The 15,861-nt window shown below is 31.1% G+C and carries 14 protein-coding genes and 1 riboswitch; all 14 genes read left to right on the top strand.

Annotated elements, in window-relative coordinates; translation table 11 throughout:
* Positions 1-42: 42 nt before the first annotated feature.
* On the top strand, positions 43-762 hold the full coding sequence (locus tag ACJDU8_RS00405; RefSeq protein ID WP_406790179.1) for an OmpA family protein: 720 nt from the start codon (positions 43-45) through the stop codon (positions 760-762).
* Positions 763-795: 33 nt separating this feature from the next.
* Complete coding sequence (locus ACJDU8_RS00400; RefSeq protein ID WP_406790178.1) at positions 796-2,073, top strand: DUF6273 domain-containing protein; 1,278 nt, start codon at positions 796-798, stop codon at positions 2,071-2,073.
* A complete protein-coding gene (locus tag ACJDU8_RS00395) occupies positions 2,057-2,191 on the top strand; it encodes a hypothetical protein (protein WP_406790177.1) in 135 nt (44 codons plus the stop codon). The genes ACJDU8_RS00400 and ACJDU8_RS00395 overlap by 17 nt, the downstream gene beginning before the upstream one ends.
* A gap of 87 nt (positions 2,192-2,278) precedes the next feature.
* Positions 2,279-2,917 carry a TetR/AcrR family transcriptional regulator gene (locus tag ACJDU8_RS00390; protein ID WP_406790176.1) on the top strand — a complete coding sequence of 213 codons (639 nt, stop codon included), beginning with the start codon at positions 2,279-2,281 and terminating at the stop codon, positions 2,915-2,917.
* On the top strand, positions 2,917-3,615 hold the full coding sequence (locus ACJDU8_RS00385) for an ABC transporter ATP-binding protein (protein ID WP_406790175.1): 699 nt from the start codon (positions 2,917-2,919) through the stop codon (positions 3,613-3,615). The genes ACJDU8_RS00390 and ACJDU8_RS00385 overlap by 1 nt, the downstream gene beginning before the upstream one ends.
* Positions 3,615-5,861 carry an ABC transporter permease gene (locus tag ACJDU8_RS00380; RefSeq protein WP_406790174.1) on the top strand — a complete coding sequence of 749 codons (2,247 nt, stop codon included), beginning with the start codon at positions 3,615-3,617 and terminating at the stop codon, positions 5,859-5,861. The genes ACJDU8_RS00385 and ACJDU8_RS00380 overlap by 1 nt, the downstream gene beginning before the upstream one ends.
* A gap of 354 nt (positions 5,862-6,215) precedes the next feature.
* Positions 6,216-6,324, top strand: a riboswitch (SAM riboswitch).
* A 277-nt stretch (positions 6,325-6,601) separates the two neighbouring features.
* Positions 6,602-7,144 carry a NifB/NifX family molybdenum-iron cluster-binding protein gene (locus ACJDU8_RS00375; protein WP_406790173.1) on the top strand — a complete coding sequence of 181 codons (543 nt, stop codon included), beginning with the start codon at positions 6,602-6,604 and terminating at the stop codon, positions 7,142-7,144.
* A 289-nt stretch (positions 7,145-7,433) separates the two neighbouring features.
* Positions 7,434-8,900, top strand: a complete 1,467-nt coding sequence (locus ACJDU8_RS00370; protein ID WP_406790172.1) for a nitrogenase component 1 — start codon at positions 7,434-7,436, stop codon at positions 8,898-8,900.
* The gene (locus tag ACJDU8_RS00365; RefSeq protein WP_406790171.1) at positions 8,900-10,273 is read left to right on the top strand and encodes a nitrogenase component 1; all 1,374 of its coding nucleotides are present in this window, start codon (positions 8,900-8,902) and stop codon (positions 10,271-10,273) included. Before ACJDU8_RS00370 ends, ACJDU8_RS00365 begins: the two co-directional genes overlap by 1 nt.
* 50 nt (positions 10,274-10,323) lie before the next feature.
* Positions 10,324-11,274, top strand: coding sequence for a cysteine synthase A (gene cysK, locus ACJDU8_RS00360; RefSeq protein ID WP_406790170.1), 951 nt, complete (start codon positions 10,324-10,326; stop codon positions 11,272-11,274).
* A 42-nt stretch (positions 11,275-11,316) separates the two neighbouring features.
* Positions 11,317-12,657, top strand: a complete 1,341-nt coding sequence (locus ACJDU8_RS00355) for a nitrogenase component 1 (protein WP_406790169.1) — start codon at positions 11,317-11,319, stop codon at positions 12,655-12,657.
* 12 nt (positions 12,658-12,669) lie between these two features.
* On the top strand, positions 12,670-14,169 hold the full coding sequence (locus tag ACJDU8_RS00350; RefSeq protein WP_406790168.1) for a nitrogenase component 1: 1,500 nt from the start codon (positions 12,670-12,672) through the stop codon (positions 14,167-14,169).
* Positions 14,170-14,263: 94 nt separating this feature from the next.
* Positions 14,264-14,929, top strand: coding sequence for a TatD family nuclease-associated radical SAM protein (locus ACJDU8_RS00345; protein ID WP_406790167.1), 666 nt, complete (start codon positions 14,264-14,266; stop codon positions 14,927-14,929).
* A 24-nt stretch (positions 14,930-14,953) separates the two neighbouring features.
* Positions 14,954-15,778 (top strand): class I SAM-dependent methyltransferase, encoded by an 825-nt coding sequence (locus tag ACJDU8_RS00340; protein ID WP_406790166.1) that lies wholly within the window; start codon positions 14,954-14,956, stop codon positions 15,776-15,778.
* Positions 15,779-15,861 lie beyond the last annotated feature (83 nt).

The following is a 15,861-nucleotide window of genomic DNA, read 5'->3' as shown; positions in this document are numbered from 1 at the left end:
GTATATGCAATGAAAAACTTAGGTATGAGGGGATGTAATAGGATGTTTCACAGATACAGCAGAATAATAAGAACATCAAGAGATGATGGCAATATATGGCGTATATTTACAGATCTTTTAAGTACCATATTATTATTTATACTATTATTTTTCGTCTATACTAATGCTGTAAAACATGCCCAGCTAGATGCACAAAAAGCTGAATTGAATAAATTACAATTACAAGTAGAAAAGATAATTGGAATAAGACAAAGTATTATTGAAGATATAAGAAAATCTTTTAAAAGTGCTGGGTTGAATATTAATATAGATAAAAATACAGGAGATATTGTATTTAGCAGTGATGTGCTTTTTGAATTTAACAAAGCCGATATAAGACCTGAATTTAAGGCTAGTCTTGATAAATTTATACCGCAGTATATTAATGTGCTTACTTCACCTAAATATATAAGTTCAGTTTCTGAAATAGTTGTTGAGGGACATACCGATGATGTAGGAGATTATAATTATAATATGGACCTATCACAGAAGAGAGCAAATAGTATAGTAAGCTACATATTGAATAACAATTTTAAAAATTTAGACAGCTATAGTAAGAAGACCTTAAAAAATATTATTACTGCCAATGGCAAATCGGATAGTGACTTAATCAAAAATTCCGATGGAAGTATTAATCAGGAGAAATCAAGAAGGGTAATATTTAAATTTAGATTAAAGGACGAGGAGTCTATTAGGCAAATAGATAGTATTCTTTCAAAATAATATCTATATAGATGGGGGAGGGGGGATTTTAAAATGAAGGAAAATGTGGAAATAGTATTAAAAAATTTAATTATGGATTATGGCATGGAGCTTTGTAATAATAGATTAAGATTACTAGGTTTATTACTAGATTTATGTAGTAATAATGAAAGAGAAATTAGAATTTTGATTAAAGTTTTGGATACGGGTATCATTTCTGAATTTTTAAATGGTACTAAAAAGCAAATTGACCAGTACACTTGCAAAGAACTAGTAAATAAGCTCCATAATAATTTTGGCTTAACTAAAGAAGATGCCCTGTGGGCTATGGAAACCTGGCTTAAAGCCATAGATTTTAAGTGTGGAGGAACATATGCTTTAACATCCCCTGAAACTGTAAAAAATAATATTGTATCAAATTTAGAAAAAAATGAAATGAGTAAAGCTAAGACACCTAAAAGAATTAAGTATAGGCTCCTTTATGTTGTTATTGGAGTTATTATATTATCAGGTGTATATTTTTTTATCAATAATCAGAAAAAGAATGAAAATTTGTCAATAAATATTGGAGACTATATTGAATTTGGAAGATATAATGGTAAATCTATACTATGGAGGGTAATAAATAAAGATGTAAATGGGTACATGCTTTTTTCAGAGAAAATAATCTGTTTTAAAGCTTTTGATGCCAGGGGAGATGAGGCAGATGGAAGGGGAGATGCAGATAGAATAGGATTTGGAAGTAATTACTGGGAGAAATCTAATCTACGGGAATGGCTTAATTCTTATGATAAAGAAGTAAAGTATAGCCATCAAGTGCCAGATAAAGAAGATGTATTGTATAGTTTTTATGATAGAGAGCCGGGGTTTTTGTATAGTTTTACAGACAAAGAAAGAGGTTTTATAAAGGAAGTAACTCATAAATCTATACTTGCCAATATAGATAAAGTTGTAATGGACGGAGGAACAGAATCCTACGAATATAATACTAAAATTCAAGATTGTGTAAAAAATTATGATTCTAGTTATTATAAAAATGTCACAGATAAAGTATTTTTGCTTTCTACAAAAGAAATAAAAAATTTTGTTTATGATAGAGGGTGGGAGTATCAAAAAACTGCTGTAAATGATGATACTATTTCATGGTACTGGCTGCGTACACCTTTTGCAAGTTATTCTGATATAGTAAGGGCGGTTGGACAAGATGCTGTATACGGTGACGATGCATATAATGGCACTGGTGGAGTAGCACCTGCTCTATATTTAAAATCTAAAACAATTCCAGGCAGCGGTGAAGGAACTAAAGGTGACCCCTATGAGATTGGAAAGTGATATAATTTATCGGGTGGGATTTTATTATGTTAAAGATATTGAAAGGGCTGTTCTTCAGGGTTTACAGGCCGTTGATAATAAGGTATTGACAATGTGGCTCAACAGTCATATAATATGACTGCTGAGTCATATTGCTGTTAAGTCACTATGCCCAAATACATGTTTTATGAAGATTAGATAAATTAATGGAAAGAGGGATGACCAATTGCCAAAGAATACATTTTTTAATTTAAATGAAGAAAAACAGGAAAGTGTAATGAGAGCTGCAATAGATGAATTCTTAAAATATGGTTTTGAAAAAGGTAATATTGGAAATATTGCTAAAAATGCCGGGATTGCAAAAGGGAGTATATATCAATATTTTAAGAATAAGAAAGAATTATTTTTGTACTCAGTGAACTGGTCGGTAGATCTTCTTTTAAAAAAATATAATAGATATATTATGCCCAAAGATACTAATATTTTTGATTACTTTTATGAAAGTTCAAAAGAGATATTGATACAGTTTAGAGAAGAAAAGGATATTGTGATTTTCATACAGGATGTTTTTCTTGGGAAATATAGTAGCATGACGGATGAATCTATAACTGCCATGATGGATATAATGGATGACTATGTACTAAAATTGATTCAAGAAGGAAAAAATAATGGCAGCATAAGAAAAGACATAGATGACAGTATACTTTCTTTATTTTTGACTGGTGCATCTATGAAAATAAAGGAGAGTATGCTTAAGAAAGCAAGAAATAAGGGAACGGATATTATATATGAGGATTTTGAAACATATGAAAATGATATTAAGGCTATGATGGAACTTTTAAAAAATGGAATGGGGGTAAAATAGTGTTCATAAATGTGGAAAATTTAAAAAAGAGCTATAAAACAGGAGAAATTAACATTGAAGTTTTAAAAAAAATAAATATGAGACTGGATAAGGGTGAAATTGGAGTTATTCTTGGACCTTCTGGTTCAGGTAAATCTACCATAATGAACATTTTAGGGGGTATAGACCGATGTGATTCAGGTAGGGTAATTGTGGACGGAATTAATATTGCCGATCTAAAAGACTCTGAAATCACGGATTACAGAAGGGAGCATGTAGGATTTGTTTTTCAACTCTACAATTTGATACCTAATCTTACTGTAGGTGAGAATATAGAGGTTGTTTCAAATATCAGTAAAGCACCGTTAAATACAGATGAAGTTTTAGGGGCAGTGGGGTTACAGGATAAGAAGTATAGATTTCCAAGAGAATTAAGTGGCGGAGAGCAGCAGAGGGTTTCAATTGCCAGGGCTATTGTTAAAAATCCAAAGCTTCTTTTGTGTGATGAACCTACAGGAGCACTTGATTATGATACTTCTAGAGAAATTTTAAAGTTGTTGCAGCAGGTAAATATAAATTTTAATACTACCATACTTATGATTACTCATAATACAGCTATAAGTGCTATGGCCAGTAGAGTTTATAGAATCAGAAGCGGAGAGGTAGTTAAGGAAATAATCAATGAAACAGTTATTCCGGCAGAAAGGATTGAGTGGTAATGATTATTAATAAAAAGATTAAAAGAACCATAATGGAAAACAAGTCTCAGTATATTGGCTCTATAATGTTGATTATAATAAGCTGCATGCTCTATACCATGTTAAATCAACTTTCAACGAACATGGCTGGTATGACATCTTCCTTTGAAAAAAATTATGTGCAGGAAGATGCCAGTTTCGTAACAAATAATAAATTGAATGATATAAATAATTTGGAATCAAAATTCAATGCCAGTATTGAAGAATGTAATACTTTTGATTATCAGATTTCAAAGGATAAGATTTTAAGAATATTTAGTGAGAATACAAAAGTTAATATTCCTGCAATTATAGAAGGCAAGAAGTTAAGCGGAAATGATATTCTTATAGATCCTGCTTTTGCTAGAACCAATAAATTAAAAGTGGGAAATGAAATACACATATTTAATAAATCTTTTAAAATAGCTGGATTTATGTCGCTTCCCAATTATATTTATCCATTAAAATCCCAAAGTGATATAATGAGTAATCCAGATAGCTTTGGAATTGCAGTTATTAGTAAGGATGATTTCCATAAATTTAATGAAGGAAATAACTTTTATTCAATAAAATTTAATTCAAATAGTACTAGTATATATAATCAATCACTGCAGTTTAGAAACTACTTAAAAGGTAAAGACATTATTATTACTCAATGGACTGATGCTGGTGAAAACAATAGAATAACTTTTGTTAATACTAAGATTCAAGGTATTAGTAAAATAAGCTCTTCTGTGCCTTTGATTATATTGTTTCTTACTTGCATATTGACAGGTATAGTCATGTGGAGGCTGCTTAAAAGGGAATCGGTTATTATTGGAACTCTTTATTCTCTGGGCTATAGAAGAAAGGAAATTAAAAAGCATTATCTTTTATATCCACTGTGGATAGGGTTAACAGGAAGTATATTAGGAAGTATATTAGGAGCTGTGTTAGTGAAACCCATGGTTGGTATTATGGTGTCTTATTTTAACATACCTATAGACTCAATGAGTTTTAATTTTAAATATATTGGTATAAGTTTACTACTGCCAATATTATTTCAGTGTATCAGTGGGTACTTTATTTTAAATAGGCAATTGCAATATTCTCCGGTAGAATTGATGAAAGGTGGAAGGAAGAATAACAAAATAGGCTTTATTGAACGAAAGCTTACATTAGATAAATTAAAATTCTCAACAAAATTTAAAATAAGAGAGCAGGTCAGAAGCTTACCAAGGCTCATATTCCTGTTATTTGGAGTAATTCTTGCCACTATGCTTTTACTTTTTGGTTTTACAGCAAAAAGTTCTTTAGATTATTTAATGAAAGACAGCTTAAAAAACACTTTTAAGTTTCAGTACGAGTATGTATATAATTCTCTTCGCCAGGACCAGGTACCTTCAAGTGCAGAAACTTTTTCTGCAGCTATGTTTATATTAAAATCAAATAGGAATACAACTTTTGAAGTCTGTGGAATTAATTCTTATTCAAAATATATTTCACTTAAAGATAACACAGGAGCAGAGTTAAATAAAGACAAGGTTATTATTACTAAACCGCTAGCAGCAAAATTAAAAGTTATGCCTGGTGATACAATTAGAGTTGTGAATAAAATTGACTCAAGGGAATATGAAATAACTGCTGCCAATATTGCAGAAACTTATGCAGGGGAATATATTTTTATGCCTATTTCACAATTTAACAGCATGCTTGGACTTCCTGCGGGAAGCTACATTGGGTTATGGAGTAAGGTTAAACTGAATATTCCTGAAAAGTTATTATATAGTTCCCGGATGTTTGATGATTCTATAAAGGCTTTTAATGCAACTATGCAGCCTCTGCAGGTAACCATAGGAGTTATAGCTTCTATGTCGTTTATTATTGGGCTTATCGTTATTTATGTGGTAACATCTCTTATAATTGAGGAAAATAAAATGAACATATCTTTGATGAAAATTTTAGGATATAGGAGAAAAGAAATAAATTCATTGATTTTAAACAGCTCTTCCATAATTATTATAGTTGGATATATTATAGGCATACCACTTATTCTGGCATCTATGGACCTATTGTTCAGATCATTAACAGAAAGTATTAAGTTGGCAATACCAATAACGATTAATTATTCTTATGTTATTGTGGGGTTTGTAGTAGTTTATCTAACTTATGAGTTATCCAAAGCTTTAAATAGAAAAAAGATATATAAAATCTCTATGAGTGAAGCTTTAAAAGCATCAATGGAATAAGTATAATTTTGTAACTATTTATGGAGTAGTTGTATATAGTATATAGAAAGTAATTTAAACTTAATCAGAATATAAGGTATGTTTTAAATACTAGTTGAAACACTTTTAGATAAAAAGCCCTGGCGAACGCCGGGGTTTTTATTTAAATCAGAGTATGATTATTAGAAATGGATATTTCATATATTACGTGCTGCAGAGAATATAGTAGTATATTTACTTGAAATGTAAATTTAATTACTATGAGTTTTTATAAAATTTAGTATTGACATAATAAAGTATAATTAATATAATAAGCATATGATCGATTATTGAAAGTATTTAAAAAATCAATTGTTTGAAACTTAATACAACATACTCTTATCAAGAGCGGTGGAGGGATAGGCCCCGTGAAGCCCGACAACCCACATTTATGTATCGGTGTCAATTCCTACAGATGTATTTTAATACTTCTGAGAGATAAGAAAAGTAGAAGTCTTATTAAATTATTTTTGTTAGCAGAGGCTATTTTTCTTATATGGGAATTATAGTCTTTTTATTATTGTTATTTAGAAAATGATTTTTTTAAAAAGGTTAGAATAAAGTAAAGAATTTAGGTTTGCATGATATGGAAAATATCGATAAAATGGTAAATTATATTAAAATAGTTGACTAGGAAACTGGAGGCTATGTTTTTCTTGATGAAAAATATAGCCTTTTCTATTTTTAGAGTTTCTATATGTATTATATAGTTAATCTTTAACATGTTTAATTTAAGAGTGTTAAATACATTAAAGCAGGAAAGAAGATATGTTAAGTTTCAGGCAAGATACTTTAAAAATTTAGATATGATAAGTATTTTAAATAAGGAGATGGTATTAATGGGATATAATATTGCAGTTGCTTCAACAGATGGAGTCAACATTGATAAACATTTTGGCGCTTCAAATTCTTTTTTCATAATAAAAGTAAATGATGATGAGACTTATGAGAATTTAGGAGAAAGGCTAGTTGAGAAAAATCAAAAGAATAATGGAAGTTGTAGTTCATGTTCATCTGAACATTCTTGTGGTCACGTTAATCCTAAGAATCAAAAAAAAATAGAAACCATTTCTGATTGCAGATGTTTGTTATGTAGTAGATGTGGGCCTGGATCAGAAAAGCAATTAGGAAGAAATAATATTTCTGTGTTTGGCATTAATATGAAACTTGATGAAGCATTAAAAACAATAATAAGGTATTACAAGAGAAGTGATGAACGTAAATCATTAAAACGTATCAAAAAGCAGAAGATAAATTCTTTTTGACAAGGTATTAATCAAGTGATTCTTAGGTTCAGGTGGAGTTTGCTTATGAGGAATACTCTTCTCCATCTGAATCTTAGCAGAACTTATCCAGGCGCGTAGCAGTGCTTATCCTCCACTTTGATAGAAAAGCAGAGAACCAAAATTTTTAATTTTGTGTGAATCGCTTTCACAGAGTGCGATGGGGGTGTTAGCAATGGTAGCGTTCGGGTAAATAAAGGCCAAGGTAATAGAGGATGGTGAATCAAAGGTGATATTTAAACTAATAAAAAAGTTTAGAGGTGATAAATAAATGGGTATTAATTTGGATTTACCGGAAGTGGAACCAAGAGAACAGAGACTTGGCTCTATCTTGTCTTTCCATGGAAAAGCAAGTGAACTATATGAAAAGTCACTTGGATGTAAGATTAAAATGAAAGGTAGAATTTTCAATCAATGTGGCAGCTGTGCATCAGGATGTGCATTTGTATTAAATTCAATAATTTTAGATGCAGCAGTAGTGAACCACGCTCCAATAGGCTGTGCAGGTGATTTTAGTGGGTTTAACGATGGGCGTCACCAAGGGACAATTCACAGAGGTTTAAAATCAGATAATATAAAAGCTATTAGCACAAATTTAGAAGAAAAGGATACAATTTACGGTGGTGATGAGAAGTTAAGAAAAGGTATAAGGGAAGCAAAGAAAAGATTTAATCCAAAAGCAATATTTGTAAATACTTCTTGTGTATCCGGAATTATAGGAGAAGATGTTGAAAGTGTTGCTGATGAATTAGAAGAAGAGCTAGGAATTCCTATTGTGCCAGTATATTGCGAAGGATTTAAATCAAAAATTTGGAGTACTGGATTCGATGCTACAGCTCATGGTATCTTGCGTAAACTTGTTAAACCTGCAAAGAAAAAATCAGAGAATATAGTTAATGTTTTTAACTTTCAAGGAACCCATGCTTTTACAGATGTGCTAAGTAAAATAGGATTAAAACCTAAATATTTATTTCCATTTTCAAGTGTACAAGATTTAGAGGAAATGTCAGCTGCAGTAGCTTCAACCCATATTTGCGAAACTCTTGGAACTTATATTTCAGCAGCATTAGAAAAAGAATTTGGAGTTCCTGAGATAAAGGCTCCTGTACCTTATGGAATAGAGTGGACAGATATTTGGTTAAGGGATTTGGGAAGAATCACCAATAGGGAAGAATTAGTTGAAAAAGTAATTAGAGAAGAACATGAGAGAATAAAGCCCAGATTAGATTACCTTAAAGGTAAATTAGAGGGTAAGAGAGTGTATATTTTAGCAGGAGATTCTTTTGTACATAGTATTGTAAGCTCCTGCAGATCCCTTGGATTGGAGGTTGTAGGGGCAACTGGATTCCATCATGATCAAGTATATGACAATGATTATGGTGAAGTAAATAGTATAGGAAACATGGTTAAGATCACTGGAGATGTTGAAAATTATACTGTTTGTAATAAGCAGCCATATGAATTTATTAATATATTAAATGTCTTAAAACCGGATGTACTGGTTGTAAGACATGGTCAAATTTCAACAATTGGAACTAAACTAGGAATTCCTTCTTTTCAGGTAGCAGATGCAAATTTAGGAATTGCATACGATGGGGTAATTGAATTGGGAGATAAAATTTACGAAACCTTGCGAACTAAAAAACTCGTTAAAAATATTGCAAAACATTCTGAGATACCCTATACAGATTGGTGGCTAAAACAAGATCCATATATATTTGAAAAAGGAGAAAAGTAATGAGCAAGATAATTGAACAGCCAAGGTATTCATGTGCATTAGGTGCACAGCAAACAGTATTAGGTATTCCAAGAGCAATTCCCATTCTTCATAGTGGTCCAGGATGCAGTGCAAAAATCCATGGGGCTCTAACAACTTCATCTGGATACCAGGGGGAAGGTTATGTAGGAGGAAGTCATATACCATGTACAAATTCTGGGGAAAAAGAAGTTGTATTTGGAGGAGAAGAGATATTAAGGGAAACAATTGACGGTAGTTTAAGGGTATTAAAAGGAGATTTATTTGTAGTCTTAACAGGTTGTACATCAGAAATTGTTGGGGATGATGTTGAGGCTGTAGTTTCTAAATATAAAAAAGAAGGATATCCTATTGTGAATGCTGAAACAGGAGGATTTAAAGGAAATAATTATTTTGGACATGAATTAGTACTGCAAGCAATAATAGAGCAATTAATTGGAGATGTTGAACCAAAGGTGAGGAAGGGGGTGGTTAATGTTTTTTCAGTTGTTCCATTTCAAAATCAAAACTGGAGAGGAGATTTACAAGAGATTAAAAAACTTTTAAATTCCATAGGTTTAGAGGTGAATATTTTATTTGGATATGAAAGTGCTGGAGTAAGTGAGTGGAGAGATATTCCTAATGCGGAATTTAATTTAGTTTTATCACCTTGGGTAGGGTTAGAAACGGCAAAATTACTTAAAAGTAAATATAATACTCCCTACATGCATTATCCTGTAATACCAGTTGGAGCAAAAGCAACCAGCAAATTCTTAAAAGAAGTAGGAGAATTTGCAAACATTGATAAAGAAAAAGTTCAACGAGTAATTGTAGAAAAAGAAAAGAGATTTTATAAATATTTTATAGGAGCAGCAGATTTTTTCACAGAGATAAAAAATGGGTTACCTTATGAATTATATACAATAGCGGATTCAACCTATGCTTTAGGAGCAAGTAATTTTTTAATAAATGAATTAGGATACATACCAAAGCAGGCTTTTATTACAGATAATGTTCCAGAAAGGTATACAGATAAAATAAGGAGAGAGTTTGAAAATATAGATAGGGAATATAAAGATAAAGTGACTTTTGAAATTGATGGAGGAAAGATAGAAAAGCAAATTAGAAAGGATAAAAATATTCCAAGAAAAACTTTAATTTTAGGAAGTGATTGGGAGGATGATCTGGCATTAGACATAGAGGCGCCAATAACATATTTAAGTATTCCAATTACAAATAACCTAATTTTAAATAAAACCTATATTGGGTACAACGGAGGATTAAGATTAATTGAAGATATCTACAGTAATATATTAAATGACAGATTATTTAATGCAAGATTTGTTGATAAAGATGAAAAAGGGAATTACAGATAGCTTTCATTTATAATAAACAATATTAATAAATTTTATGTAGGAGTGATTACATGAGCAGAGTTTCTAGAAAGTTAACTGAATTGGTGGGAAATACACCATTGTTACAGTTGACTGATTATAACAAAGAAAAAAAAATAAGGGGTAATTTAATTGCAAAACTGGAATATTTTAATCCTCTAAGTTCAGTTAAAGATCGCATTGCTCTAGCTATGATAGAAGATGCTGAAGAAAAAGGATTAATAAATAAAGATACTGTAATTATTGAACCTACAAGTGGTAATACAGGAATTGGTCTAGCGTTTGTAGCTGCTGCAAAAGGATATCATATTATCATAACCATGCCTGAAAGTATGAGTGATGAACGTAAAAAGCTATTAAGAGCATTAAATGTTGAATTGATACTAACACCAGCAAAAGATGGAATGAAGGGCGCAATAAGAAGGGCAGAAGAACTTTCTTTTCAAATTGAAAATTCATTTCAACCTCAGCAGTTTTTTAATGAAGTGAATCCTAAAATACACAAAGAAACAACGGCAGTTGAAATTTGGAATGATTTGGAGGGAGAGATTTCAGCTTTTGTTGCAGGAGTTGGAACAGGCGGGACAATTACAGGGGTTAGTGAAGCATTAAAAGAAAAAAATCCTAATATAAAGATAATTGCAGTAGAGCCGTATGATTCGCCAGCTTTATCTGGAGGAGTACCTGGTCCCCACAAACTGCAAGGGATAGGAGCAAATTTTGTGCCAGAATTAGTTAAATTCGAAAATATTGATGAAATATATAAGGTTAGAAATGAAGAGGCAATTGAAACTGCACAAGATTTGGCTAGGACAGAAGGATTATTAGTAGGTTTTTCGTCAGGTGCAGCAACTTTTGCTGCTACACAAATTGCAAAACGTCCAGAATTTAAAGGAAAAAATGTGGTAGTTCTATTGCCTGATACAGGAGAGAGATATCTGTCTACGGATCTCTTTGATAGAATAGATAAAATACAATTTTAAATTATAAAATATTAGTCAGCCAAAGGGCAGATTGGAGGAAAAATGAGCAAGTTTGTTGACAGACCACGATATTCATGTGCACTAGGAGGTGCACTATCTACATTAAGAGCTATTTCTAGAGCAATACCTATTATACATGCATCTTCAGGGTGTGGTCATAATTTATACAATGCAACTAATTCTGGTTCAGCTTATTTAGGGGGAGGTTATTGTGGGTCAAGCTCCTTGCCTAGTACAAATGTAATAGAAAAGGACATTGTTTTTGGTGGAGAAAAAAGATTGAAAGAGCAAATAGAAAATACATTAGAAATAATGGATGGGGATATATATGTTGTTGTAACAGGATGCATGGTAGAAATGATTGGTGATGATGTAGAAGCAGTTGTTAAAGATTTTGCTGGAGCTGAAAAACCAGTTATATCAGTTCCAACACCAAGTTTTAAAGGAAATTCTTATTATGGATACGACCTTCTTTTAGAAGGTTTGGTAAAACAGTATATTCAACAAAAAAAAGAAAAAACTGAAAATCAGGTAAATATATTGGGTATTGTACCTGGACAAGATATATTTTGGAAAGGTAATTTAAAAGAAATAAAACGTATCCTTAGTCTTATAGGTGTAAAAGCTAATACATTATTTGGAGAAGGTGAAGAGCTTGATGACATTAAAAACTCAGCTAATGCAAGTTTAAACATTGTGCTTTCAGAAGTATTTGGAAAAAAAGCAGCAGAAGCATATGAGGAAGTTCATAATATCCCATATATAACAGCTCAAATCCCTATTGGATATATTCAAACGGAAAGATTCATAAGAAAAATAGGACAACATTTTAATATATCAGAAAGTACAATAGATAAAGCCTTGGAAAAGGAAAGAAATATTTATTATGATTATTTTGAAAGATTCATAGATATTTATACTGATGCAGATTTGCAAAGATATGCTCTTGTAGTGGGTGATTCTAATTACGCACCGTCCCTATCACGTTTTGTATCGGATGAACTAGGATGGCTGCCAGAGCTTGCTGTGATTACTGATCTATTAAATGAAAATGAAAAAGATAAAGTAGAAGAACAATTTAAAGAATTTGAATCAGGATTGAAGACAACAGTTAAATTTGATTCTGATACGAGCTCTATTAAAAGATATTTACGAGAAGTATGGGAGCCTAACAAAAATCAAAGATATTACGAGGCTATGGCACCGCTTGTGGTTATAGGAAGTATTTTTGAAAAGGAATTGGCAGCTAGCATAAATGCACCTTTAGTCACAATTTCATATCCCATTACAAACAAAATTGTTCTTAATAGATCCTATGTTGGATTTAATGGTGGATTAACTCTTACTGAAGACATACTGAGCTCATTGATTACAGGTAGATAAGGAGGAAAATATATGAAAATCGAATTAGGCACAACTGCACCCCCACGTGAAGAAAGATTGAAAGCTGGTATTGCCTTTGGAGGAACATGCTCTAATTTGCAAAACTGTTTAAGTAAGGGATGTTTAAATGGTGCAAATCGAAGCTTTTCTCAAACCTATGGATGCCAATATGGATTAAGTCTGGGAATCTTAAATACATTAAGAAATGCTATTGTTGTAATGCATTCCCCACTAGGATGCGGGGCTTCTACTAACGCCTCTGCTGGGCAAGGCTCTAGTTTCAAGCGTTTAAGAGATCCTAAAGCGGAAGGAACAATATGGTTAAGTACTAATCTGGATGAATCAGATGTAATAAACGGGGGAGAAAAAAAGTTAAGAGATACAATTATTTATGCTGATAAGGAATTTAGACCAGAAATAATTATTGCAGTAAGTGGATGTGTTCCGGCATTAATTGGAGATGATATAGATAGCATACTTTCTGATTTGCAATCAGAGGTTGCAGCTACTTTAGTTCCTGTTACTTGTGAGGGATTTAAAACAAAAGTAATGGCCACGGCATATGATGCAGCTTACAATGGGATAATGAAAAAGCTGCTGAAAGATGTGGGCAGAGAAGAACGTTTAGTTGAAGATGATTTTGAAGAAATAAGAAGAAGATATTTACTTACCAGACGTGTTAATATTTTTAATGTTGGATCTATGAGCAGAGCTGATGAACTTGAATTAGAAAGATTGTTAAATGCAATAGGTCTAACTGTAACTTTCATACCCTGTTATTCTGCACCAAAAGATTTTGCATATTCTTTAGAGAACTCTTTAAACATAAGTATTTGCGGAACGCATGATGATTATTATATCAAATATATAGAACAAGAATATGGAATTCCTTTTATAATTGATACAATCCCAATTGGAAGAAAGAATACGGCACGATGGGTTTTAAAAATTGCAAAGCACTTCAGTTTGGAAAAAGAAGCAGAAGCTTTCCTGAAAAAAGAAGATGAATTACTTGATGAAAGTCTTGAACCATATAGAAAGAATCTTAAAGGTAAAAGGGTATATTTGGGAGGAGGGGCTATTAGGATAGTTTCTACTGCCGAAGTATTACAGGATTTAGGAATGGAGATTGTTGGATTTAAAGGACATCATATAGATGAATTTATAGAACCAATCTTTGAGGCTCTCGAAAATATAGATGATATTGTATTTAATGTTGCAACTCAACAACCCTTTGAACAAGTAAATATTGTAAATAAATTAAAACCAGATGTAATTGTAATTCACAGCGGAATTAATAATATTACTCCTAAACAAGGATTGCCTATATTACCGCTATTTGGACCTACTAATATTTATATGGGATATGCAGGTGTATTTGAAATTGCTTGTAGATTAAATAGAAAAATCAAAAATAATCAATTTAATAAAAATATTTCAAAAAACAAATCACTTCCTTATAAAAAGGAATGGTATGATAAGGATCCATTTACCTATATAAAAGAAGATTAAAAGAAAAATGAAAAATGGATGATGAATCTCTTTTTATGAATTTATGTATAAAATTCAACATCTATTTTTCATTTTGTAATAAGGGAGTAAAAATATGTCAATATTATATTCATATAAAAATGGTGTTCATGTAAATTTAAATCATGCTAATTATGAAGAAGATAAGGCGATACAAGAAAATATTTATGTTAATTTAACTAATAAATGTCCGTGTGCTTGTACATTCTGCATCAGGAATTCAGATAAAATTAAGGAATTTAATAATTTATGGCTTAAATCTGAACCAACAGTTCAGGAAGTCTTAAATGAGTTTAAAAAACATGATTTATCAAGATGTAAAGAAGTGATTTTTTGTGGATATGGAGAACCATTAACTCGTTTGTATGCAGTACTTGAAGTTTCAAAATATCTAAAAAGAGAAAAAGAAGATTTAAATATAAGAATTAACACAAATGGATTAGGGGATTTAATAAATAAAAGAGAAGTTGCACCGTTATTATCCAAAACTATTGATAGTGTATCTATAAGTTTAAATGCATCTAATGCTGAAGAATATTTGAAGATAACTAAAAGTAAATTTGGAATTAAATCTTATGAATCAGTATTAAAATTTGCCTTAGGCTGTCAAAAGTATTTAAAGAATGTAAGATTAACTGTAGTTGACGTTATTGGGGAAGCTGAAATTATAAAGTGCAGAGAAATTTGTGAAAAGCATAATTTGATTTTGAAAGTTAGAAAATTTATATCAAGTGATTCTTAGGTTATTATGAAGGGGATGTTAACTTTGGAATTTTTATATGACACAATAAACTTTGATGATAAAATGGTTTGTTATTATGATGAACTACCTTTATGGTCATCACCTTTTGGAATACTTTTACTAAACAATATTCCACTTAAAAAAGATTCTATAATAGTTGATATTGGTTGTGGAACGGGTTTTCCACTGTTTGAATTAGCACAAAGGTTGGGAGAAAGTTGTAAAGTGTTTGGAATTGACCCATGGGAAAGAGCAATTGATAGAGCTAATAGAAAAAAGGACCAGTATAGAATAAAAAATGTGGAACTAATAAAAGGCGTTGGTGAGAATATGCCCTTTAGTAATGAATATATAGATATGGTAATATCTAATTTAGGCATAAATAATTTTCAAGATCCAGATGAAGTTATTATAGAATGTTTTAGGGTATTAAAGTCAGGAGGAAAACTTATTTTTACTACTAATTTATTTGGACACTTTGATGAATTTTACTCTATATTTGATGAAGTTCTAAGAGATTTAAAATTAGAAAGCGAAATTAGAAATCTAGCCAAGCATATAAAGAAAAGATACTCCATAGAAGACATTGAAACACTTATAAAGAGGAATAACTTTTCTGTAAAAAAGATTATTCAAGAGAATTATTTTATGAGATTTATAGATGGCAGTTCATTTTTTAATCATTATTTTATAAAGTTAGCATTTTTACAGGATTGGAAAGAAATAATCAAAGAAGATAACTGGAACAATGTTTTTTTAAATTTGGAGAATAGATTAAATAATATTGCAAGTAAAAAAGGCGAAGTTGTTTTTAATGTTCCTATAGCATATATTGAATGTGAAAAATGAAATATAAGTATGCTTTTATACTTATAGGATGAAAGTCCCTGCTGAGAAAGCCCTAGCCAACCATTTATATCCAGTATCTATCC

Origin of the sequence: Candidatus Clostridium eludens, assembly GCF_045310515.1 — a bacterium.
GTDB classification, from domain to species: Bacteria; Bacillota; Clostridia; order Clostridiales; family Clostridiaceae; genus Clostridium_B; species Clostridium_B eludens.
The sequence above is the reverse complement of the archived record's forward strand: the minus strand, read 5'-3'. Positions and strand labels throughout refer to the sequence as shown.